The 21,536-nt window shown below is 72.1% G+C and carries 18 protein-coding genes; 12 read left to right on the top strand and 6 right to left on the bottom strand.

What is annotated here, in order from left to right:
* Positions 1 to 4: 4 nt before the first annotated feature.
* From F7R91_RS02520 to ppdK, 3 genes are read right to left on the bottom strand one after another with little or no spacing between them, the layout of a single operon-like run.
* Positions 5 to 385, bottom strand: a complete 381-nt coding sequence (locus F7R91_RS02520) for a hypothetical protein (protein ID WP_150943996.1) — start codon at positions 383 to 385, stop codon at positions 5 to 7.
* A 3-nt stretch (positions 386 to 388) separates the two neighbouring features.
* Positions 389 to 1,018, bottom strand: a complete 630-nt coding sequence (locus F7R91_RS02515) for a CBS domain-containing protein (protein ID WP_225320502.1) — start codon at positions 1,016 to 1,018, stop codon at positions 389 to 391.
* A 34-nt stretch (positions 1,019 to 1,052) separates the two neighbouring features.
* Positions 1,053 to 3,749: a pyruvate, phosphate dikinase gene (gene ppdK, locus F7R91_RS02510; protein ID WP_150943995.1), complete on the bottom strand. Its 2,697-nt coding sequence runs from the start codon at positions 3,747 to 3,749 to the stop codon at positions 1,053 to 1,055.
* Positions 3,750 to 3,994: 245 nt separating this feature from the next.
* On the opposite strand from ppdK, the gene F7R91_RS02505 reads away from it, so the two are divergent.
* The 11 genes from F7R91_RS02505 to fusA all read left to right on the top strand — a co-directional run bounded on the left by F7R91_RS02505 (position 3,995) and on the right by fusA (position 17,832).
* Positions 3,995 to 4,687 (top strand): response regulator, encoded by a 693-nt coding sequence (locus F7R91_RS02505; protein WP_150943994.1) that lies wholly within the window; start codon positions 3,995 to 3,997, stop codon positions 4,685 to 4,687.
* A 131-nt stretch (positions 4,688 to 4,818) separates the two neighbouring features.
* A complete protein-coding gene (gap, locus tag F7R91_RS02500) occupies positions 4,819 to 5,847 on the top strand; it encodes a type I glyceraldehyde-3-phosphate dehydrogenase (RefSeq protein WP_150943992.1) in 1,029 nt (342 codons plus the stop codon).
* A gap of 60 nt (positions 5,848 to 5,907) precedes the next feature.
* The gene (locus F7R91_RS02495; protein WP_150943990.1) at positions 5,908 to 6,933 is read left to right on the top strand and encodes a zinc-dependent alcohol dehydrogenase; all 1,026 of its coding nucleotides are present in this window, start codon (positions 5,908 to 5,910) and stop codon (positions 6,931 to 6,933) included.
* Positions 6,934 to 7,055: 122 nt separating this feature from the next.
* Positions 7,056 to 7,565 carry a hypothetical protein gene (locus F7R91_RS02490; protein ID WP_150943988.1) on the top strand — a complete coding sequence of 170 codons (510 nt, stop codon included), beginning with the start codon at positions 7,056 to 7,058 and terminating at the stop codon, positions 7,563 to 7,565.
* A gap of 175 nt (positions 7,566 to 7,740) precedes the next feature.
* Positions 7,741 to 9,435: an aa3-type cytochrome oxidase subunit I gene (gene ctaD / locus F7R91_RS02485; protein WP_150944784.1), complete on the top strand. Its 1,695-nt coding sequence runs from the start codon at positions 7,741 to 7,743 to the stop codon at positions 9,433 to 9,435.
* Positions 9,436 to 9,442: 7 nt separating this feature from the next.
* On the top strand, positions 9,443 to 10,000 hold the full coding sequence (locus tag F7R91_RS02480) for a hypothetical protein (protein ID WP_225320500.1): 558 nt from the start codon (positions 9,443 to 9,445) through the stop codon (positions 9,998 to 10,000).
* Positions 10,001 to 10,756: 756 nt separating this feature from the next.
* Positions 10,757 to 10,954: a hypothetical protein gene (locus F7R91_RS02470; RefSeq protein ID WP_150943984.1), complete on the top strand. Its 198-nt coding sequence runs from the start codon at positions 10,757 to 10,759 to the stop codon at positions 10,952 to 10,954.
* Between the two features lie 136 nt (positions 10,955 to 11,090).
* Positions 11,091 to 11,966: a universal stress protein gene (locus F7R91_RS02465; protein ID WP_150943982.1), complete on the top strand. Its 876-nt coding sequence runs from the start codon at positions 11,091 to 11,093 to the stop codon at positions 11,964 to 11,966.
* Positions 11,967 to 12,005: 39 nt separating this feature from the next.
* Positions 12,006 to 14,375, top strand: coding sequence for a glycoside hydrolase family 65 protein (locus tag F7R91_RS02460; RefSeq protein WP_150943980.1), 2,370 nt, complete (start codon positions 12,006 to 12,008; stop codon positions 14,373 to 14,375).
* A 124-nt stretch (positions 14,376 to 14,499) separates the two neighbouring features.
* Entirely contained in the window at positions 14,500 to 15,399 is a 900-nt protein-coding gene (locus tag F7R91_RS02455) for a universal stress protein (protein WP_150943978.1), read from the top strand.
* Positions 15,400 to 15,789: 390 nt separating this feature from the next.
* Positions 15,790 to 17,832, top strand: coding sequence for an elongation factor G (gene fusA, locus F7R91_RS02450; RefSeq protein ID WP_150943976.1), 2,043 nt, complete (start codon positions 15,790 to 15,792; stop codon positions 17,830 to 17,832).
* A gap of 91 nt (positions 17,833 to 17,923) precedes the next feature.
* Here the strand turns inward: fusA and F7R91_RS02445 are convergent, their stop codons facing one another.
* The 3 genes from F7R91_RS02445 to F7R91_RS02435 all read right to left on the bottom strand — a co-directional run bounded on the left by F7R91_RS02445 (position 17,924) and on the right by F7R91_RS02435 (position 20,279).
* Positions 17,924 to 18,280, bottom strand: coding sequence for a PRC-barrel domain-containing protein (locus F7R91_RS02445; RefSeq protein WP_150943974.1), 357 nt, complete (start codon positions 18,278 to 18,280; stop codon positions 17,924 to 17,926).
* Positions 18,281 to 18,432: 152 nt separating this feature from the next.
* On the bottom strand, positions 18,433 to 19,389 hold the full coding sequence (locus F7R91_RS02440; protein ID WP_150943972.1) for an ATP-binding protein: 957 nt from the start codon (positions 19,387 to 19,389) through the stop codon (positions 18,433 to 18,435).
* 107 nt (positions 19,390 to 19,496) lie between these two features.
* Complete coding sequence (locus tag F7R91_RS02435; protein ID WP_150944782.1) at positions 19,497 to 20,279, bottom strand: CDP-alcohol phosphatidyltransferase family protein; 783 nt, start codon at positions 20,277 to 20,279, stop codon at positions 19,497 to 19,499.
* Positions 20,280 to 20,387: 108 nt separating this feature from the next.
* Here F7R91_RS02435 and F7R91_RS02430 point away from each other — a divergent pair, with 108 nt between their 5' ends.
* Positions 20,388 to 21,371 (top strand): zinc-dependent alcohol dehydrogenase, encoded by a 984-nt coding sequence (locus F7R91_RS02430; protein WP_150943970.1) that lies wholly within the window; start codon positions 20,388 to 20,390, stop codon positions 21,369 to 21,371.
* The last annotated feature ends 165 nt before the right edge of the window (positions 21,372 to 21,536 follow it).

The following is a 21,536-nucleotide window of genomic DNA, read 5'->3' as shown; positions in this document are numbered from 1 at the left end:
GCGCTCAGAACACTGAGCCCGGCCAGGTGCAGGCCACGGCGACGATCACGCCCACGTCCAGCAGCACGCCCACGCTGAGCCACGGGTCGAACCAGACCCCCTTGAGGAGGAGCCCGCAGGCCGCGGCCACCAGCGCCGCGGTGGGCCACCAGCCGCTGCCCGCCAGCACTCCGGCGCCGGCGACGCCGTAGACGAGAGCCGTGTACCAGGCGAGCGCCAGCGCCCAGGCCCTGGCCGGCGCGGGGGCGACATGGGCCGCGGCCAGCGCCCAGGAGTGTCCCGGGTCGAACGCGGCCGGGTTGCCGGGCTGCTGCGGTGCCGTCCAGACGCCGGGGTGCAGCAGCCCGTGCACGATCAGGAACGCCGCCACAAGTACGGTGATCATGGTTCAGCTCCTCCCTCCGGCCGAGGAGACGTGCCCGGCCGGTGAGATGTCGTCGACGCGGAACGTCAGACTGTTGACCACACCGATGACCGCCTCCACCTGCCATGTCGACCGGACCGCCAGCGGGATGTCGCTGCGCAGCTCCACCCGGCCGTCCAGCGTGACCATGCCGTCCCGCACGGACACGAAGACCGCGCCCGGCGGCAGGCGCAGCACGCCGGTGAGGATGTCGTCGATCACCTGCCGGCGGATCTCCTCGTCCGTACGGAGAAAGATCCGCAGCAGGTCACGGCGGGTGGCGATGCCGATGAGACGGTCCTCCTCGTCCACCACGGGCAGCCGCTCGATGGCATGACGCTCCATCATCCGCGCGGCGTCCGCGACGTCCTGTTCCGGGTGGATGGTGATCGCGGGCGTCGACATCAGCTCCGCCGCCGTGGTGGCGCGTGCCGCGTGTCCGCGCATCAGATCGCTCCCGGAGACCACCCCGAGCACCTTGTCGTCGTGGTCGACGACCGGCAGCCCGCTGATCCGGTGCCGGTCCAGCAGCCGGACCACCTCCTTGAACGGTGTCGCCCGCTGTGCCTGGACGACCTCGCGGGTCATCACCTCGCCGACGGTCCGGGTCTTCACGGCATCCTCCTCCTTCGCGGCTTCCGGGGGCTGTTCACCGGCTGTCGCTCGTCTCGGTCCCGTACAGCGCGGCCCGGCCGGCCTCCAGCCGGGCGACGGGGATCCGGAACGGCGAGCACGAGACGTAGTCCAGTCCCGCCGTGTGGAAGAAGTGAACGGAGTCGGGGTCGCCGCCGTGCTCCCCGCAGACCCCGATCTTCAGGCCGGGCCGGGCGGCACGTCCTTCGTCGACGGCGATCCGCACCAGACGGCCGACACCGTCGCGGTCGAGCGTCTCGAACGGGGAGGTGGCGAAGATGCCCTTGTCGAGGTAGGCGGAGAAGAAGGCGGCCTCGACGTCGTCGCGGGAGAAGCCCCAGGTGGTCTGGGTCAGGTCGTTGGTGCCGAAGGAGAAGAACTCCGCCTGCTCGGCGATCTTGCCGGCCGTGAGCGCGGCCCGGGGCAGCTCGATCATCGTGCCGACCGGGCAGCTCACGGCGACGCCGGTCTCCTCGGAGACCTCGGCCAGGACCCGTTCCACCTCCTCGCGTTCGATCCGCAGTTCCTCCACGGCGCCGACCAGCGGCACCATGATCTCCGCCTTGGGGGAGCCGCCGGCCCGGATGCGCTGCACGACCGCCTCGGCGATGGCGCGCACCTGCATGGCGACCAGACCGGGCACCACCAGCCCGAGACGCACCCCGCGCAGGCCGAGCATCGGGTTCTCCTCGTGCATACGGCCGACGGCGTCGAGCAGCTCCGTGTCATGCGGGTCGGGCCGTTCGCCGCGGGCCTCCGCGGTCGCGATGCGGACGGCGAGTCCGGTGCGGTCGGGCAGGAACTCGTGCAGCGGCGGGTCGAGCAGCCGGATGGTGACCGGCAGCCCGTCCATCGCCGCGAGGATGCCGGCGAAGTCCTCGCGCTGCAGCGGCAGCAGGGCGTCCAGGGCCTGGGCTCGGGCGGTCTCGTCGTGGGCGAGGATCATCTGCTCGACCAGCTTGCGGCGCTCGCCGAGGAACATGTGCTCGGTGCGGCACAGGCCGATGCCCTGCGCTCCGAAGCGGCGGGCGCGGGCGGCGTCCTCGGGTGTGTCGGCGTTGGCCCGCACCTGAAGCCGCCGTACGCCGTCGGCGTGCCGCAGGGCACGGGCGACCGCGTCGACCACGCCGGGCGCGTCCTCGCCCTGCTCGCCGGTCTCCAGATGGCGCATGACCGCGGAGTCGACCAGCGGGGCCGCGCCCGGGTACACGGCGCCGGCGGAGCCGTCCACCGAGATGACGATGCCCTCCTCCACGACGGTGCCGTCACGGGTGGTGAAGCGACGGGCCACGGGGTCCACGGTGAGCTCCTCGGCGCCGCAGACACACACCTTGCCCATGCCGCGGGCGACCACGGCCGCGTGGCTGGTCTTGCCGCCGCGGCTGGTGAGCACGGCCTGCGCGGCGACCATGCCGGGCAGATCGTCGGGGGTGGTCTCCTGCCGGACCAGGACGACCTGCTCGCCGGCCTCGGCACGGCGCACCGCCTCCGCGGAGTCGAACACCGCGGCGCCGACGGCCGCCCCCGGAGAGGCCGGCAGCCCGTGCGCGAGCGCCCGGCCGGTCGCGGAGGTGTCGAAGCGCGGAAACATCAGCCGGGCCAGCCCGTCCCCGCTCAGCCGGGCGAGGCTCTCGTCCGGGGTGATGAGTCCTTCGTCCGTCAGCTGCGCGGCGATGGTGAAGGCGGCCTCGGCGGTGCGCTTGCCCACCCGGGTCTGCAGCATCCACAGCCGGCCGCGCTCGATGGTGAACTCGATGTCGCACAGGTCCCGGTAGTGGTTCTCCAGGATCCTCATATGGGCGAGCAGCTGCCGGTAGGAGACCGGATCGAGACGCTCCAGGTCGGTCAGCGGCACGGTGTTGCGGATGCCGGCGACGACGTCCTCGCCCTGCGCGTTGGACAGGTAGTCGCCGTACAGACCGGGCCGCCCGGTGGCCGGGTCGCGGGTGAAGGCGACTCCGCTGCCGGAGTCGGGGCCGAGGTTGCCGAACACCATGCGCTGCACGGTGACCGCGGTGCCCAGGTCGTCGGGGATGTGCTCGCGCCGCCGGTACAGCCGGGCGCGTTCACCGTTCCAGGACCGGAACACGGCGAGCACCGCCCGGCGCAGCTGCTCGGTCGGGGACTGCGGGAAGTGCGCGCCGGTCACGTCGAGGATGATGTCTTTGTAGGTCTCCACGAGCTCGGCGAGGTCGCCCGCGTCCAGGTGCAGGTCGTCGCGGACGCCGCGCAGTTCCTTCAGCCGCGCCATCGCGTTCTCGAACAGCGTCCCGTCGACGCCCATGACCGTACTGCCGAACATCTGTACGAGACGCCGGTAGGAGTCCCAGGCGAAGCGTTCACTGCCGGAGACCTTGGCCAGGCCCAGCACGGAGGCGTCGCTCAGGCCGATGTCGAGGACGGTCTCCATCATGCCGGGCATGGAGAAGCGTGCCCCGGACCGGACGGACAGCAGCAGCGGGTCGTCGGGCTGTCCCAGCAGCCGCCCCGCACCGTCCTCGAGGGCCGTCAGATGCCGGGCGATCTCCCGGGACATCCCCTCCGGTTCGGCGCCGCCGGTCAGGAACGCCCGGCAGGCCTCGGTGCTGACGACGAACCCGGGCGGCACCGGCAGGCCCAGCCGGGTCATCTCGGCCAGGTTCGCTCCCTTGCCGCCGAGCAGGCCGGCCATGTCGCGGCCGCCCTCCGTGAAGTCGTACACGTAACGGACCATGACGGTGCGCTCCTCCGCTGGGACCGGGGCATGGTGGACTGGTCACTTCCAGCGTGGTGCCGGGACCGGAAGCACGGCAGGTACCGGCGGTCCCGTCCCGCGGACCGGTCGGCCCTGGCCGGGGTGGAATGGGGGCCGTTGGTCCCTGGCCGTTCGGCCCGGGCGCGGGGCATGATCTTGGTGGGTAGGAGCGCCGTCGTTTGCGTGGCCGGGCGGCGGTGCGCGATGTGTGAGGGAGTTGTGGGATGGCGGACGTGGAGCGGACGGGCGGCGGTGACCCGATCCGGGTCTTCCTGCTGGACGATCACGAGGTGGTGCGGCGGGGGGTGCATGACCTGCTGGACGACGAGCCGGACATCACGGTGGTCGGTGAGGCGGGGACGGCGGAGCAGGCGCTGGTGCGGGTGCCGGCGTTGCGTCCGCAGGTGGCGGTGCTGGATGTGCGGCTGCCGGACGGGGACGGGGTGAGTGTGTGCCGGGAGCTGCGGTCGCGGATGCCGGAGCTGGCGTGTCTGATGCTGACGTCGTTCGATGACGAGGAGGCGTTGCTGGACTCGATCATGGCGGGGGCGTCGGGGTATGTGCTGAAGCAGATCCAGGGGTCGGATCTGGTGTCGGCGGTGCGGACGGTGGCGGCGGGGCAGTCGTTGCTGGATCCGAGTGCGACGGCGAAGCTGATGGCGCGGCTGCGGGGTGAGCAGGAGAAGGAGCCGGAGCCTGATGCGTTGCCGGGGCTGACGGAGCGGGAGCGGGAGATCCTGGCGCTGATCGGTGAGGGGCTGACCAACCGGCAGATCGGGCAGCGGTTGTATCTGGCGGAGAAGACGGTGAAGAACCACATCTCGCGGCTGCTGGCGAAGCTGGGGGTGGAGCGGCGCATCCAGGCCGCGGTGATCGCCACCCAGGTCCAGGACCGGCTCCGGCAGGAAGGACACTGACGCCGGGGCGGGCCACGGGACGTTCGGCCCGCGGCCCGCCCCCTTACGGCCCAAGCTCAGCCCCTCCCCGGCCGACAGGCTTGAGGCGCGGCCCGGAGACCACCGGGCACCGACCCGGGAGGACGACGGACATGAGCGTGCGCGTGGGCATCAACGGCTTCGGCCGCATCGGCCGCAACTACCTGCGCTGTGTTCTGGAGCGCGCCGAGACCGCGACCGGCACCCCCGTCGAGGTCGTGGCGGTCAACGACCTCACGTCTCCGGCCACGCTGGCCCATCTGCTGGCACACGACTCGACCTACGGGCGTCTGCACCGCACCGTCGAACACGACGACACCTCGATCACCGTCGACGGGCACCGTGTCGCCGTGACCGCCGAACGCGACCCGGCCGCCCTGGACTGGGCCGGCCTCGGCGTCGGCATCGTCATCGAGTCCACCGGCCGCTTCCGCACCCGCGAGGCCGCCGGGCAGCACCTGAACGGCGGCGCCCAGAAGGTGCTGCTGTCCGTGCCGGGCAAGGACGTCGACGCCACCGTCGTGATGGGTGTCAACGAGGACACCTACGACCCGGAGCGGCACGACGTCGTCTCCAACGCCTCCTGCACCACCAACTGCGTGGCGCCCATGGTCAAGGTGCTCGACGAGCACTTCGGCCTGGTCAAGGGGCTGATGACCACCATCCACGGCTACACCAACGACCAGGTGGTACTGGACGGTCCGCACAAGGACCTCCGGCGCGGCCGCAGCGCCGCCGTCAACATCATTCCCACCAGCACCGGTGCCGCGCGCGCCGTCGGGCTCGTCCTGCCCGAGCTGGCCGGCACCCTGGACGGCATCGCCGTACGCGTGCCCGTCGAGGACGGCTCGCTGACCGACCTGAGCATCGTCCTGGAGCGGTCCGTGACCGCCGACGAGGTCAACGCCGCCTTCCGGGAGGCCGCCGACGGCCCCCTCAAGGGCGTTCTGCGGGTCTCGGACGCCCCGATCGTCTCCCGCGACATCGTCGGCGACCCCGCCTCCTGCGTCCTGGACGCCCCGCTCACCCAGGCCCATGGCGACCTGGTCAAGGTGTTCGGCTGGTACGACAACGAATGGGGCTACACCAACCGGCTGCTCGACCTCACCGAGTACGTGGCCGCCCGGCTGCCGCGCGGCTGACCGCCGCCCGCCGACCGGCCAACACACACCGGAACACCTCCGGTTGAGGAGAGGAAGCACATGAAGGCAGCAGTCGTCACCGACCTCGGAAAGCCCCTGGAGATCCGGGACCTGCCCGTCCCCGAGCCCGGCCCCGGCCAGGTGCTCGTCCGCATGGAGGCCTCCGGCCTCTGCCACACCGACATCCACGCGGCCCACGGCGACTGGCCGGTCAAGCCGCAGCCGCCGTTCATCCCCGGCCACGAGGGCGTCGGACCGGTCACCGCCGTGGGCGCGGGCGTCTCCTCCGACCTGGTCGGCAAGCGGGTCGCCGTCCCGTGGCTCGGCTCGTCCTGCGGCACCTGCCGCTACTGCGTCTCCGGATGGGAGACCCTCTGCGAGAGCCAGGTCAACTCCGGCTACTCCGTGGACGGTTGCTACGCAGAGTACGCCGTCGCCGACGCGGGCGCGGTCGTCCAAGTGCCCGACGGCGTGTCCTCGTTCGAGGCGGCGCCGCTGACCTGCGCGGGCGTCACCACGTACAAGGCGATCAAGGTCGCCCGTGTGGTCCCGGCCGAACGGGTAGCCGTCTTCGGCATCGGCGGCCTCGGGCACCTGGCCGTCCAGTACGCGCGTCTGGTGGGCGGACTCGTCACCGCCGTCGACCTCGAAGCCGACAAGCTGGAACTGGCGGGCCGGCTCGGCGCGGACCAGCTCGTCGACGCCCGCACCCACGACCCGGTCGAGGAGATCAAGGAAGCCGGGGGCGCGGACGTGGCCGTCGTGCTCGCCGCCGCGCCCAAGGCGTTCGAGCAGGCCTACCGGTCGCTGAACCGGGGCGGACGCCTGGTGATGGTCGGGCTTCCGGCCGACAATGCGGCGATCGACGTACCGATCTTCGAGACGGTGCTGTTCGGGATCTCCGTCATCGGCTCCATCGTCGGCACCCGCCAGGACCTGGCCGAGGTGTTCGCGCTGCACGCGGCCGGACGCACCGAGGTGATCGCCGAACCGCGGCGCCTGGAGCAGGTCAACGAGTCCTTCGACGAGGTCCTCGGCGGACGGGCGGAAGCACGGCTGGTGTTCGACTTCCAGTCCTCCCGATGAGCCCCTCCGGGGGACCGTTCGGCCCTACCGCACGACGCCCACGCCTCGGTTCACTGCCTTCGCGTACTCGTTCAGGGCAGGAGGACAGGCATGCTGGGGAAGACGACCGCCCGGGTGGCGCGGTGATCGTCGCGGTGGGGCACGCGGATCTGACCGCGGCGACGCTGGAGTTGGTGGAGGCCGAACTGCTCGGCCGCCTCGGGCGCTTCACGGAGGGCGCCGCTGGTCTCGTACGCGCCGGGGCCGGGCTGCCCGTCGTGTTCGGGCGGGCGGTGCGCGCGGCGGGACGCAGGCTCGTGGTGCTGCTGCCGACCGAGCGCTCGGTGCCCGCCGTCCTGCCCGAACCCGACCGGTCGGGAGCGGCGGAACTGCTGCTGCTGGCCGAGCAGGTCCGGCTGCTGGGCTTCGATCCCGCCGACCGAGCCGCCTGCATCGGCGCCGACGAGCGTCTCGTCGCCGGAAGCCTGAAGGTGCTCGCGGTCTGGGACGGCTCGCCCTCCGACGGCCGGGACGCCACCGCCCATCTCGTGGCCTACGCCCGGTCGCGCGGCATCCCGGTCGAGGTGGTGTGGCCCCGCGGCGCCACGCGGGAGACACGTGTGCCGGGACCCCACTGGCAGACGCAGCTCTGAAACAGGGACCTTCGGCCCTGGGCGGTCAGGGACTGTTCGGCCCTAGGGGCCCGGGTCCCCGCCCGTGATCATGAGGGCTGCCGGGAAGGGCCGGCTCCCCCGCACTGTCCGGCCCTCCCGGTGTTTCCCGATCCGTGCCAGAGCTGGAGGTCACGTCCCGGTGGACGTCAAGAGGGTGCAGGGCCGCACACAGAGTCCAGGAGATGCCGGGACCGTCCGGCCCGGGGCCGCCGGGACCGTATCAGGGCCTCCTGCCGTGCGACCGCGGACCAGAGGGGTCGTGATCGATTGGCTGACGACGACCGATCACAAGAAGATCGGGACGATGTACCTGGTGTCGGCGTTCGCGTTCTTCCTCGTGGGCGGCGCGCTGGCGCTGGTGATGCGGGCCGAGCTCGCCCGGCCCGGCCTGCAGATCGTCTCGAACGAGCAGTTCAACCAGGCGTTCACCATGCACGGCTCGATCATGCTGCTGCTGTTCGCGATGCCGCTGTTCACCGGCTTCGCCAACTGGCTGATGCCGCTGCAGATCGGCGCCCCCGACGTCGCCTTCCCCCGGCTGAACATGCTGGCCTACTGGCTGTTCCTGTTCGGCTCCCTCATAGCCGCCGGCGGCTTCCTCACCCCGCAGGGCGCCGCGGACTTCGGCTGGTTCCTGTACGCCCCGCTGTCCGACTCCGTGCACTCACCGGGCATCGGCGCCGACATGTGGATCATGGGCGTCGCGCTCTCCGGGTTCGGATCGATCCTGGGCGCGGTCAACTTCATCACCACCATCATCTGTATGCGCGCGCCCGGCATGACCATGTTCCGCATGCCGGTCTTCACCTGGAACGTGCTGCTGACCGGCGTACTGATCCTGATCGTCTTCCCCGTGCTCGCCGCCGCGCTGTTCGCCCTCGAATGCGACCGCAAGTTCGGCAGCCACATCTTCGACGCCGCGAACGGCGGAGCGCTGCTGTGGCAGCACCTGTTCTGGTTCTTCGGCCACCCCGAGGTCTACGTCCTGGCGCTGCCGTTCTTCGGCATCATCAGCGAGGTCATACCCGTCTTCGCACGCAAGCCGATGTTCGGCTACATGGGCCTGGTCGCCGCCACCATCGCCATCGCCGGCCTGTCCGTCACCGTGTGGGCCCACCACATGTACGTCACCGGCGGTGTCCTGCTGCCGTTCTTCGCCTTCATGACGTTCCTGATCGCGGTGCCCACCGGCGTGAAGTTCTTCAACTGGATCGGCACCATGTGGAAGGGCTCGCTGAGCTTCGAGACGCCCATGCTGTGGGCGACCGGCTTCCTGGTGACCTTCACCTTCGGCGGGCTCACGGGCGTGATCCTGGCCGCGCCGCCGCTGGACTTCCACGTCTCGGACTCGTACTTCGTCGTGGCGCACTTCCACTACACGCTCTTCGGGACCGTCGTGTACGCGATGTTCGCCGGGTTCCACTTCTGGTGGCCGAAGTTCACCGGGAAGATGCTGGACGAACGCCTTGGGAAGATCACCTTCTGGACGCTGACGGTCGGCTTCCATCTCACCTTCCTCGTCCAGCACTGGCTCGGCGCCGAGGGCATGCCGCGCCGCTACGCCGACTACCTCGCCGCCGACGGCTTCACCGCGCTCAACACCCTCTCCACGATCGGGTCCTTCCTGCTCGGTCTGTCGCTCCTGCCGTTCCTCTACAACGTCTGGAAGACGGCGAAGTACGGCAAGCGCGTCGACGTCGACGACCCCTGGGGCTACGGCCGTTCGCTCGAATGGGCCACCTCCTGCCCGCCGCCGCGCCACAACTTCGCCCGCCTGCCGCGCATCCGCTCCGAGTCCCCGGCGTTCGATGTGCACCACCCCGAGCTCGCCGCACTCGAGGCGCGGTGAGCGGGCCGTGTCCCATGCCGTCCCCGCGCTCGGCGCCGCGCTGCTGACCGCCGCCGGCAGCGTCTGGTACCTCCCCGCCCTCGCCGATCTGCGCGCGGGCGCAGACCGGCCGCTGTCGCGCCGCTTCGCGGCGGCGGCCTGCCTCGGCGGCTGGACGACGGTCGCGGCGGTCGCCCTGCTCCTGCTCGTCGTCGAGACGTGGGCGGCGCCCGCCACCGTGGCTGCCGCGGGCACCTCGTTCTCGGGGTGCCTGCGGATCCGGGCCGGCGTCCAGCACGGGCGCGAGGACCGCGAGACCGCCCGCCAATGGGCCGCACTGCGCCACGAGGCACCCCGGGCCGCGACCACCGCCCACGGCGTGTTCGCGACCCTGCTCGCCCTCGGCCTCCTCGCCGGCACGGCCACCGCGACCGTCCTGCTGACGGCAGGAATCGAGAACCGTGAGGACGGCGTGCGGGCGGTCGCCGCCTCGGCGGGCGTGGTCGCGGTGTTCCTCACGGTTGCGCTGACGCGTCTGTATCGCACGCGGCGCAGTATGTCGGGTGATCCGCGGTCGCGGTGGTGAGGAGCCGGGCGCCGGCACCGGCAAGGCAGGGGCGGCCGGGCCCGGCGTAGCCACCGTGGCCATGCGGGCGGCCGGGGTCGAGAACGGCGAGGCGGCGTGCGGGCGGTCGTCCCGTTCGGCACCGATCCGCTCGTGCGCCCGGCGTGCGCCGGTGCCCGCAGCCGGGTCTCTCGCGGCGCAGCCTCGCCGGGCCGTCCGTGGCCACCGCGGTGGGCGCCCGAGCCCGCACCTGAAAGCCGTCCGGTCACCTTCCGGGGCGGCCGTGCTGCGGCTGCCGCCGACCGCCCTCCATGGGCCGCACGGTCTCGGCGCGGCCGTCGAGCCGGTCACGGGGGCTGGACCCGTCGACCGGCCACCTGGTGGTGTGCACCGCCGACGTCGCCGGCACCCCGATCGGCGAGGGCCCCGCCGAGCAGGTGGGGGGCGTGATCGCCCGTCGGCGGGCCGTGGCCGCACAGGTGAGGACGGGAAGGACCCCATCCGCTTCTCGCGGATCCTGATTGCGCGGTGCGCGGCCCCGGCCGCTTCTCCGCGTCTCTCTGCCGGATCCTTCCCGTCCCTCTCAGCACACCACGTCAGCCGCGAAGCGGCCAGGGCCGTTCGGCCTTCGATCCGCGCGGACCGCCGGCGACGGCGGTCCCGGGCACAGGGACCGTTGCCCGCCCGCACTGGGGCCGTTCGGCTCATGTGCCGCTGCCCGCAAGGGAGTTGGCTGGAAGGGACAGGAGCTATGCCGACCCGAGGGGAGTGGGGACAGTGGGTACGAGTCTGACGCCGGAGCTCTGGGAACGGTTCGCCGTCCTGCTGGTCGCGGCGATGGGCGTGACATTCGTCCTCACCGCGGTGTTCGACGCGCTGGCCGTCCGGCTGCTGCGCCGCCGCGTGCAGGGCCCGCCGCCACAGGCACCCCGGCGGTCCGAGACGGCGGAGCACCACGCGTCCGCGCGCTGCTGAGGGAGCCGGTCGTCCGGGCCGAGCGTCCCCCGGCGAGGGCCGAACCGCCCCTGCCGCCGCCCGGCCGACGGTGCGACGGTGACGGTAGAGGCTTCGGCTGCACGGCTGTGCAGCCCGGCGAAAGGCGGTGAGGAGCATGGAACTGCCCCTGGTCGTAGGCGTCGACGGATCGGACGCGAGCCTCCTTGCGGTCGACTGGGCGGTGGACGAGGCCGCCCGGCTCGGTCTGCCGCTGCGGATCGTGCACGGCTCCCTGTGGGAGCGCTACGAGGGTCCCGTCCGTCCGGGCAACCTGGAGCGTCCCGCCGATCAGGTGTCGGCTCAGAACATCGTCGGCACCGCCGCGGAGCGCGCCCGGCTGCGCAACCCCGAAGTGAAGGTCGTCGCCGAACTGGTCCCCGAGGACGCGGTGTCCACGCTGCTGCTCGAGGGCAACAACGCCGCCGCCCTGGTGACCGGATCGCGCGGCCGGGGTGAGCTGAAGGGCATGCTCCTCGGCTCGGTCGGCCTGGCCGTCGCGGCCCGGGCCCACTGCCCGGTGATCGTGGTCCGCGGCGACAAGGCGGGCCTCGCCGGCACCCATGAGCGCATCCTCCTCGGCGCCGGAGAACCCGAGACCTGCGGTGCGGCGGTACGGTTCGCCTTCCGCGAGGCCGAGGCACGCGGCTGCGTCCTGGACGTCGTACGGGCCTGGCGCTGCCCCGCGCACGAGACCACCGACCACCCCCTGCTCGCCGGGGAACCGGCGCGCTACCACGAGGAGCGGGCGTCCGCCCTGCTCGACACGCTGCTCCATGACGCCATGGCGGACCACCCGGACGTGCATGTGCGCCGTGTCACAGTGGAAGGACCGGCCCGCAGGGTACTCCTGAACCGGTCGGCCGCCGCCGATCTGCTGATCGTCGGCGCCCGGCGCCGGCACGGCCATTCCGGCCTCCAGCTGGGCCGGGTGGGGCACACGCTGCTGCACCACGCGGAATGCCCGGTGGCGATCGTGCCGCACCACATGTGACCGTGTCCCGGTACCACTCGGGAGAGGAGCAGCACCGCGGTGACGGCCTGGACCTGGGAGTACGAGGGCTACGATCCCGCCGACGAGCGTCTGCGGGAATCACTGTGCACGCTGGGCAACGGCTACCTGGCGACCCGAGGGGCGCTGCCGGAGTGCACCGCCGACGACGTGCACTACCCCGGCACGTATGTGGCCGGCTGCTACAACCGGCTCACCTCGCGGGTCGCCGGACGCCGGGTCGAGAACGAGGACATGGTCAACCTCCCGAACTGGCTGCCGCTGCGCTTCCGCCTCCACGGGCGGCAGTGGCTCACCCCGGACACGGCGACGGTCGCAGAGCACCGGCTGATCCTCCATCCGACCTCGGGCCTGCTGGAGCGCCGCACCCGCTACACGCTCGGCAAGGGCCGCGCCCTGTCGGTGCGCCAGCAGCGTCTGGTGCACATGGCCGACCCTCATCTCGCCGCCCTGCGCACCGAGTTCACGGCCGAGGGCTTCTCCGGCGAACTCGAGGTCGAGGCCACGCTCGACGGCGGGGTCACCAACGCCGGCGTGGCCCGCTACCGCGACCTGGACGGCCACCACCTCACCCATGTGCACACCGGCGCCGCCGTCCCCGACACCGTGTGGCTGCGCTGCCGCACCCGTACCTCGGACATCCGGGTCGGCATGGCGGCCCGGCTGACCGCGGACGCCGCGGTGCTGACCTCGACCACACCGCCGTACGCCACCCAACGGGTGCATCTGCACCTGGAGGACGGCAGCACCGCGGTCGTCGACAAGACGGTCGCCGTGCAGACCTCCCACGACCCGGCGATCAGCGACCCGCTCGCCGCCGCGGTCGACCGGGTGGGCGCGGCCCCCGCCTTCGACCAGCTGCTCGCCTCGCATCTGACCGCCTGGGAGCAGCTCTGGCGCCGGGCCGCCCTCGACGTCCCCGGCGAGGCGGGCAGCATCCTGCGCCTGCACCTGTTCCATGTGCTGCAGACCCTCTCGCCGCACACCGCCGACCTCGACGTCGGCGTACCGGCCCGGGGACTGCACGGCGAGGCCTATCGCGGCCATGTCTTCTGGGACGAGCTGTTCGTCCTGCCGTATCTGAACCTGCACTTCCCCGAGACGTCCCGGGCCCTGCTCCGCTACCGTCACCGGCGACTGGAGCAGGCCTGCTCCGCGGCGCGCGCCGCCGGCCGACGCGGCGCGATGTATCCGTGGCAGAGCGGCAGCGACGGCCGCGAGGAGACACAAGAGCTGCATCTCAACCCGCGTTCGGGGCGCTGGCTGCCCGACCACTCGCGGCTCCAGCACCATGTCGGGTCGGCCGTCGCGTACAACGTCTGGCAGTACTGCGAGGCCAGCGGCGACACCGAGTTCCTGCACACCAAGGGTGCGGAGATGCTGCTGCAGATCTCCCGCTTCTGGGCGGACTCGGCCACCTACGACGAGCGCCTGCGTCGGCACCGCATCCGGGGCGTCGTCGGCCCGGACGAGTACCACGAGGCCTATCCCGACGCCAAGGAGCCCGGCCTCGACGACAACGCCTACACCAATGTGACCGCGGCCTGGGTGCTCACCCGCACCCTGGAGCTGCTGCGCACCCTCCCCGAGCCCGGGCGGCGCGAACTCGTCGAGCGCACCGGCCTCGACGACGGCGAACTCACCCGCTGGGAGGACGTCTCGCGCACCCTCCATGTGCCCTACCACGACGGCCTCATCAGCCAGTTCGACGGATACGGCGATCTCGCCGAGCTCGACTGGGACGGCTACCGGCGCCAGTACGGCGACATCCGGCGCCTCGACCGGATCCTGGAGGCGGAGGGCGACACCGTCAACCGCTACCAGGCGTCCAAGCAGGCCGACGTACTGATGCTCGGCTATCTCTTCTCACCGGCCGAACTGCGCGGCCTCTTCCGCAGGCTGGGCCACCGGCTCGACGACGACATCTGGCGGCGCACCGTCGACTACTACATGCACCGCACCAGCCACGGCTCCACCCTCAGCGGCCTGGTCCACGGCTGGGTCCTCGCCCGGGCCCGGCGCGCCGAGGCGTGGGCGTTCTGCCAGGAGGCCCTCCGGGGCGACATCGCCGACGTGCAGGGCGGCACCACCGCCGAGGGCATCCACCTGGGCGCCATGGCCGGCACCCTCGACCTCGTCCAGCGCGGGCTGACCGGCCTGGAGACCCGGGACGGGGCCCTGTGGCTCCACCCCGTACCGCTGCCGGAGCTGTCCTCGTACGGGTTCGCCATCCGCTACCAGGGGCACTGGGGAGTACGGCTGCGGCTGGAGCGCGAACAGCTGGAGATTGCGGTGCCGTCGTCCGACCTGGCCCCGATCGACGTCAGGCTGCCGGACCGCGAGGTCTCCTTGCAGCCCGGGGAGACCTACCGGCTGCTGCTCCCGGACTGACCGGCGGGCGGGCCGGCCGCATGGGCCGGTCGGTCCCCGGCGAGGGCCCGGCGGCCCCTCCCGGCAAGGCCGTCACCGCGCAACTCTGGTAGTGGGCAAGGATCTTCTTCTGGAGGTGTGCGTCATGCTTGCGCCCGTCGTCGCCGGTGTGGATGGATCCGCCGAGAGTCTGGCCGCCGCAGAGTGGGCCGCGAGGGAGGCCGTGCGCCGGGAGCGCCCGCTGCGGCTGGTGCACGCGTGGAACTGGCATCCCCGGCAGGGGGACGGCGAGACCGCCAACGCCGCCCAGCGCCATCTGGCGCGGCGTGTCCTGCGCCAGGCGGAGCAGCGTGTCCTCGAAGCGTGCCCGGGGGTGCGCCTCCAGGACGAACAGGTCGAGGGCCCGGCGACACAGGCCCTGCTGCGCGCGGCCCGGCAGGCCGAACTGCTGGTCGTGGGCTCCCGCGGGCTGAGCGGCTTCACCGGGTTCCTGGTGGGCTCGGTCGCCCTCGGCGTCGTCGCACGGGCGACCCGCCCCGTCGTCCTCGTGCGGGCCGGGGAGGAGGCGGCGGACGAGCACCTGCCGGCGGACGACCACGGCGCGTCCACCAGCACGGGCTACCGGGACGTGGTCCTCGGCATCGACCTCGGCGCCCCCTGCGACGAGGTGATCGAGTTCGCCTTCGAGGCCGCCCGGCTCAGGCGCGCCCGGCTGCGTGTCGTGCACGCCTGGCAGGCGCCCTCCGCGCTGGGGCTCGGCCCCGGTGACCTCGCGCTGGTGCAGGAGCCGTACCGGGCCGAGGAGTGGGAGGGCTTCCTGTCCGCCGTGCTCCAGGTGTGGCACGACAAGTACCCCGAGGTGGAGGTCGTGCAGTCCGTGACCGAGGGCAAGGCGCAGACCGCGTTGCTCAGGGCCGCCGTCGGGGCGAGCCTGCTGGTCGTCGGCCACCGGCTGACCGAGCGGCCGGGCCGGCGCACGGGCCCGGTCACCCACGCCGCCATCCATCACGTCGACTGCCCGGTCGCGGTCGTACCCCACGAGTGAGATCACGAGCGGGATACGGAGCGGAGCCGCGGCGGAAATAATCCCGTGCCCCGCGCCCTGTGCCTTCCCTACACTCACCACACAGTCTGCGCCGCCGCCTCAGCACGGCGGCGCAGGCCGTTGATGATCCGTCAGACGAGTGAGGGGAGCCCGGCCGTGTGCGACCGCACCGCTGTCGTCGTTCCCCCGTCCCGGTACGAGGTGATCCTCGTGTCCTCCTCCGTCCGGTGCCCGCTGCGCGGCCGGTACCGGATGCCCGCGACGAACGTCTGACGCCGACGCGCTCCCCGAGCCGGTGCCTCGACACCGGTCCCACGTATGCCCGTTGACGGTCCGTCATCGTCCGGGAATCGCGCTGCCCTTTCCCGAACGACCGAAAGGCCATGGGCCGTGCGCACCAACCCGAACCCCCTGACCGCTGTCCGCAACCTGGGCATCCTCGCCCACGTCGACGCCGGCAAGACCACCGTCACCGAGCGGATCCTCTACGCCACCGGCACCACGCACCGGCGCGGCGAGGTCCACGACGGCACGACCGTCACCGACTTCGACCCGCAGGAGCGCGACCGCGGGATCACCATCTTCGCGGCGGCGGTCAGCTGCGCCTGGAACGGTCACCGGATCAACCTGATCGACACGCCGGGCCATGTCGACTTCGCCGACGAGGTGGAGCGCTCGCTGCGCGTGCTCGACGGCGCGGTCGCGGTGTTCGACGCCGTCGCAGGGGTCGAGCCGCAGAGCGAGTCCGTGTGGCGGCAGGCCGACCGGCACGGCGTACCGAGGATCGCGTTCGTCAACAAGCTCGACCGCGCGGGCGCCGACCTGGACACGGCCGTCGCCTCCATCCGGGAGCGGCTGCATCCGGCCCCGCTGGTCGTGCAGGTGCCCATCGGGAGCGAGAGCGGGTTCACGGGCGTCGTCGACCTGCTGCGTCTGCGCGCGCTGACCTGGGCCGACGGAAGCGACACCGCGCAGGAAGGTCCCGTACCGGAGGAACTGCGCGAGGAGGCGAAGCGGCGTCGGCGGATCCTGGAGGAGGCGGTCGCGGAGCTCCATCCGGCCGCGCTGGAGGAGTTCTGCGAGCGCTCCACGCTCGCACCGCAGACCCTCGCTTCGGCGCTGCGGGACCTCACCCGCAGCGGCGACGGCGTGGTGGTGCTGTGCGGCTCCGCCTACCGCAACCGCGGGATCGAGCCGCTGCTCGACGCCGCCGTGGCCTACCTGCCGTCCCCGCTCGACGTGCCCGCGGTCCGCGGCATGCACGACGGGGCGGAGCAGGAGCGGCCGGCCGACCCGGAGGCGCCCTTCGCGGCACTGGCGTTCAAGGTGAACGCGACGGCCACGGGACGGCTGACGTATCTGCGGATCTATTCGGGAACGCTGGAGAAGGGAGACACCGTGCGGGACGCGGACACGCGGCGCACCGAGCGGATCGGCCGGATCCTGCGGGTGCAGGCCGACCGGCACGCCCAGCTGGAGCGGGCGGTGGCCGGCGACATCGTGGCCGTGGCCGGGCTGAAGTCGGCCCGCGCGGGCTCCACGTTGTGCGCGCCCGACGCTCCGCTCGTCCTCGAACCGCCGGGTGTCGCCGAGCCGGTCGTCTCGATGGCGGTCGAGGCTCGCGGACGGGCCGACGGCGACCGGCTGGTCACGGCGCTGGCGCGGCTGGCGGAGGAGGATCCGTCGCTGGTCGTGCGGACCGACCCGGAGACCGGTCAGACGGTGCTGTCGGGCATGGGCGAACTGCATCTGGAGGTCGCGGTGGAGAAGCTGCGCCGGGCCCACGGCCTGCAGGTCAACGTCGGCCGGCCCCGGGTGACCTACCGGGAGACCGTCGGCCGCGGAGTGTCCGGCCTGGTCTACCGGCATGTCAAACAGGACGGCGGGGCAGGGCAGTTCGCCCATGTCGTCCTCGATGTGGAGCCGCTGGACGGCGAGTTCGAGTTCCGCTCGACCGTCGTCGGCGGGCGGGTGCCGCAGGAGTACGTCCGCGCGGTGGAGGCCGGCTGCCGGGACGCCCTCGCCGACGGGCCGCTCGGCGGTCATCCGGTGACCGGACTACGGGTCACCCTGACCGACGGCGCAACCCATGTGAAGGACTCCTCGGACACGGCCTTCCGTACGGCGGGCCGGCTGGGCCTGCGGGAAGCGCTGCGCACCTGCGCGATGATCCTGCTGGAACCGGTCGCGGAGGTCACGGTCACGGTGCCGGAGGAGGCGGTCGGCGGGGTCCTCGGCGACCTCGCGGCCAGGCGCGGCCGCGTCACCGGCTCGTCCGCCCGGCCCGGTGCGACGGCCGTGACCGCGACCGTGCCACTGGCCGAACTCTTCGGCTACGCAACCCGGTTGCGCAGCCGCACCCAGGGCCGCGGCACATTCACGGCCCGCCCTTCGGGCTATGCGCCGGCACCGGTGAGTACGCCGGTGAGGTGAGTGTCGGCGCGAGGGCGGTCCCGCCTTTCGGTGGCGGGGCCGCCCGAGCGCGACAAAGGCCACATCGGCCACGAAGGGCGGCGAGGAAGGATCAACGGCGTGCGAGTTTGCGCTCGCCGCCGATGCCCCGCTTGTACTGCAGGCCGTAGTGCCGGAAGATCGTTTCCTCCTGCTCGGCGGGCAGGACGTCGTCCGTCCCGATGGAAGGAGCCTTCCGGACCTCCCCCTTGGCGTGGGAGACCCTGACATAGCCGGGCCCGAGGACGGCCTCGTCGAGCGGGACGAAGACCAGCCGCTGGCGGGTGGGCAGCCCGGTCCGGATCGTGGCCACGGCCGGTTCGTCCGTGGCCGTGTCCACATAGACCGCTTCGAGCATGCCGATCTTGCGCCCCTTCGGGTCGACCACCTCATGGTTGCGCCACTCGCGGATGTCGGCTGAACGGATCATGCCTGCTCCCTGTCTGCGCGCGCCGCCGGTGCCGTCGCGTTGCGGTCTGTGAGAGCGCACCGGCCCACTTGTCATCGTATGACCGGAAGTCCCCGCCGTCGTTCCAGGCGTGAGGGAGGGACGCGCGGACGGTGTCCACGAAGTCCGTCGGTTCAGTTCAGCGCGGCCGGACCCGGGACGAAGTCCGGGTCCACCTGGCCGACCAGGTTCCGGCCCGTCGCCGCGTCCGCCCATGCCCGGGCGTTGCGGAGGTGGAAGTCGACGGCGTGGCGGTGGAGTGCCGGCCAGTCCTTGGGGTGGGCGTCGACCGCCTCTCGCATGATGGTCAGGGCGCTGAGGTTCTGGGGCTCCAGGGCCTCCAAGTCGGGCTCGGCCCGGCCCTGTTCGGCCGAGCGCACCCAGGGGGAGTGGTCCAGATGGGTGAGGAGGTCGTCGCCGACGTGCTCCTTGAGGAAGAGCAGATCGTCCTCGCCGGTCACCTTGTTGCCGATCACGGCGATGCGGATCCCGAACTCCCGTGCGTGGTCCCGGTACTGGCGGTACACCGAGACACCCCTGAGCGTCGGCTCGGTCACCAGGAACGTCAGGTCGAACCGCGCGAACAGGCCGGAGGCGAAGGCGTCCGCGCCGGCGGTCATGTCGACCACCACGTACTCGCCGGGACCGTCGACCAGATGGCCGAGGTAGAGCTCCACCGCACCGAGCTTGGAGTGGTAGCAGGCCACCCCCAGGTCGCTCTCCCCGAACTCGCCCGTCACCATCAGCGGTACGCCGCCCACGCGCCGGACGTGCCGCGCGTGCACCTCGTCGTCGCCGAGCAGACGCAGCAGACGTGAGCCGTGTCCGGGCGGGGTGGTCTTGATCATTGCCTCGGCGGACGGGATGCGCGGGTTGGTGCCGCGGAGGAAGTCCTTGAGCTCCGTCAGATGTGCGCCCAGGGGAGGCGCCTCGGAGCCGTCCGCGTCGGGGGCCAGCGCTTCGGCCAGGTGCTGGTTGATGTCGCCGTCGATGGCGAGCACCTGCGCGCCGGAGCGCGCCAACCGGCGGGAGAACAGTGCCGACAGCGTGGTCTTGCCGCTGCCGCCCTTGCCGACGAACGCGACACGCACTACCGCTCCGCCCCTTCCACCTTCTTGAAAATGAATGTCATGTGGGAAGGTTGGCGGGCGGTCGTGATCTCTGTCAAATCAAGGGGTGCACTTGCGTGTGTCCCGGGTCAGGACGCCATCCTCTCGGGCTCCCGCACCAGCTTCAGCTCCAGCACCTCCGCCACCAGCGCCTCCTCCGCCCGGAACGTCCGCCACAGCCACAGGATGTCGCGGCCGAACGACCAGACCAGCGCGGCCAGCGCCACCGCGACGACGGCGAAGGTCCCCGCGTACGGCAGAAGGCCCGAGCCGGCCAGCAGAAGCAGAACGCCCTGCATCGCGGCCACCGTCTTGCGGGCCGTGCTCGGCGGCAGCGGGGCGTTCAGCCAGGGCAGGGCACGGGCCGCGGCGACGAAGACGTAGCGCATGCCGCCGATCAGCAGGACCCACGGGCCCAGAGTCATGGACACGTACACGCTCAGCACCAGGATGAGGAACGCGTCGACCTCCATGTCGAAGCGTGCGCCCAGCGGCGTCGACGTACCGGTGGCGCGGGCGACCTTGCCGTCGACGCCGTCGAGGATCAGGGCCACGGCCGTCAGGCCCACGAACAGCGTCACCGGCGGCGAGCTCTCGAAGGAGTCGGCGACCAGCGCCGTCACCCCGCCAACCAGCGTCGCGCGGCCGAGGGTCACCCGGTTGGCCGGGCCGAAGGAGCGCGGCCGGGTCCGGTGCAGTGCCCTGGAGAGCACCGCCCAGGTGGCGATGGCGAAGGCGAGGCCGCTCAGCCAGCCCGCCGGCCCCATGCCGATCGCCGTACCGAGCAGGGCCAGCAACAGGATCTGAACGCCCGCTCCCACAGCGGTCTCCTGCTGGACCAGCCTTGCGTCGTAAGTGTTGTTCAGGGCCACCGCACATTCCTCCGGCCAGGTGACAGAGTCGATCAAGGCCGCGTACTGTGCGCGACCTGTGCACACCTCGGTACGTGAACAACTTCCCGAACGTTCAGGAGGATGCCGATGAACCGCACCGCACGCGCGTTCTGGCTCGCCTCGCCCGGTCAGGGCGAGATCCGTGACGTCGCCCTGACCGACCCCGGCGAGGACGAGGTCCTCGTCCGCACGCTCTGGTCCGGGGTCAGCCGCGGCACGGAGACCCTCGTCTTCAGCGGCGGGGTACCCGGGAGCCAGCACGCGGCCATGCGGGCGCCGTTCCAGGAGGGCGAGTTCCCCGCCCCGGTGAAGTACGGCTACCTCAATGTCGGAGTGGTGGAGGAGGGGCCGGAGCGTCTGGTGGGACAGACCGTGTTCTGCCTCTACCCGCACCAGACCCGTTACGTCGTTCCGGCGAGCGCCGTGACACCCCTGCCGGCCGGCCTGCCCGCCGAACGAGCCGTCCTCGCCGGCACGGTCGAGACCGCCGTGAACGCCCTGTGGGACGCGGCGCCCCTGGTCGGCGACCGGATCGCGGTGGTCGGCGGCGGCATGGTCGGCTGCTCGGTGGCCGCGCTGCTGGCCCGCTTCCCGGGCGTCCGCGTCCAGCTGGTCGACGCCGACCCCGCACGCGCCAAGACCGCCGAGGCCCTCGGCGTCGGCTTCGCCGCCCCGGAGGACGCCCTCGGCGAGTGCGACCTAGTCGTCCACGCCAGCGCCACCGAACAGGGACTCACCCGCTCCCTGGAACTGCTCACCGCCGAGGGCACGGTTCTCGAACTGAGCTGGTACGGCGACCGCCGGATCGGCCTCCCGCTGGGCGAGGCCTTCCACTCCCGCCGGCTCGTCATCCGCAGCAGCCAGGTCGGCACCGTCTCCCCGGCCCGCCGCTCCAGCCGCACCTACGCAGACCGGCTCGCCCTCGCCCTCGACCTGCTCGCCGACCCGGCGCTCGACGCCCTCGTCACCGGAGAGTGCGCCTTCGAGGAACTGCCCGACGTGCTGCCGCGCCTCGCTTCCGGCGAGATCCCCGCGCTGTGCCACCGGGTTCGGTACGACACCACCGGCTGACCCACCCGTCACACCCGTTCAGTCCGGAACGACACGACCGCCTAATGGGACTTGCCGGGGCGTAGAGACTCGGTGCCGTAGCCGCCAGCAGGTGAGCACTTTCATCGCCTGAAGCACGTGACTTCTGAGGTCAGACCGTGCCCCTGCTGGTCGGCCGGGAGGCCA

It is taken from the genome of Streptomyces luteolifulvus (genome assembly GCF_008806595.1).
Lineage (GTDB): Bacteria > Actinomycetota > Actinomycetes > Streptomycetales > Streptomycetaceae > Streptomyces > Streptomyces luteolifulvus.
This window is presented reverse-complemented; position numbering and strand designations above follow the sequence as displayed.

Coding starts and splice junctions, on each gene's coding strand:
- F7R91_RS02505 (WP_150943994.1), top strand. CDS start 3,995: ATGGCGGACGTGGAGCGGACGGGCGGCGGTGACCCGATCCGGGTCTTC.
- gap (WP_150943992.1), top strand. CDS start 4,819: ATGAGCGTGCGCGTGGGCATCAACGGCTTCGGCCGCATCGGCCGCAAC.
- F7R91_RS02465 (WP_150943982.1), top strand. CDS start 11,091: ATGGAACTGCCCCTGGTCGTAGGCGTCGACGGATCGGACGCGAGCCTC.
- F7R91_RS02430 (WP_150943970.1), top strand. CDS start 20,388: ATGAACCGCACCGCACGCGCGTTCTGGCTCGCCTCGCCCGGTCAGGGC.
- F7R91_RS02495 (WP_150943990.1), top strand. CDS start 5,908: ATGAAGGCAGCAGTCGTCACCGACCTCGGAAAGCCCCTGGAGATCCGG.
- F7R91_RS02445 (WP_150943974.1), bottom strand. CDS start 18,280: ATGATCCGTTCAGCCGACATCCGCGAGTGGCGCAACCATGAGGTGGTC.
- F7R91_RS02520 (WP_150943996.1), bottom strand. CDS start 385: ATGATCACCGTACTTGTGGCGGCGTTCCTGATCGTGCACGGGCTGCTG.
- F7R91_RS02455 (WP_150943978.1), top strand. CDS start 14,500: ATGCTTGCGCCCGTCGTCGCCGGTGTGGATGGATCCGCCGAGAGTCTG.
- ppdK (WP_150943995.1), bottom strand. CDS start 3,749: ATGGTCCGTTACGTGTACGACTTCACGGAGGGCGGCCGCGACATGGCC.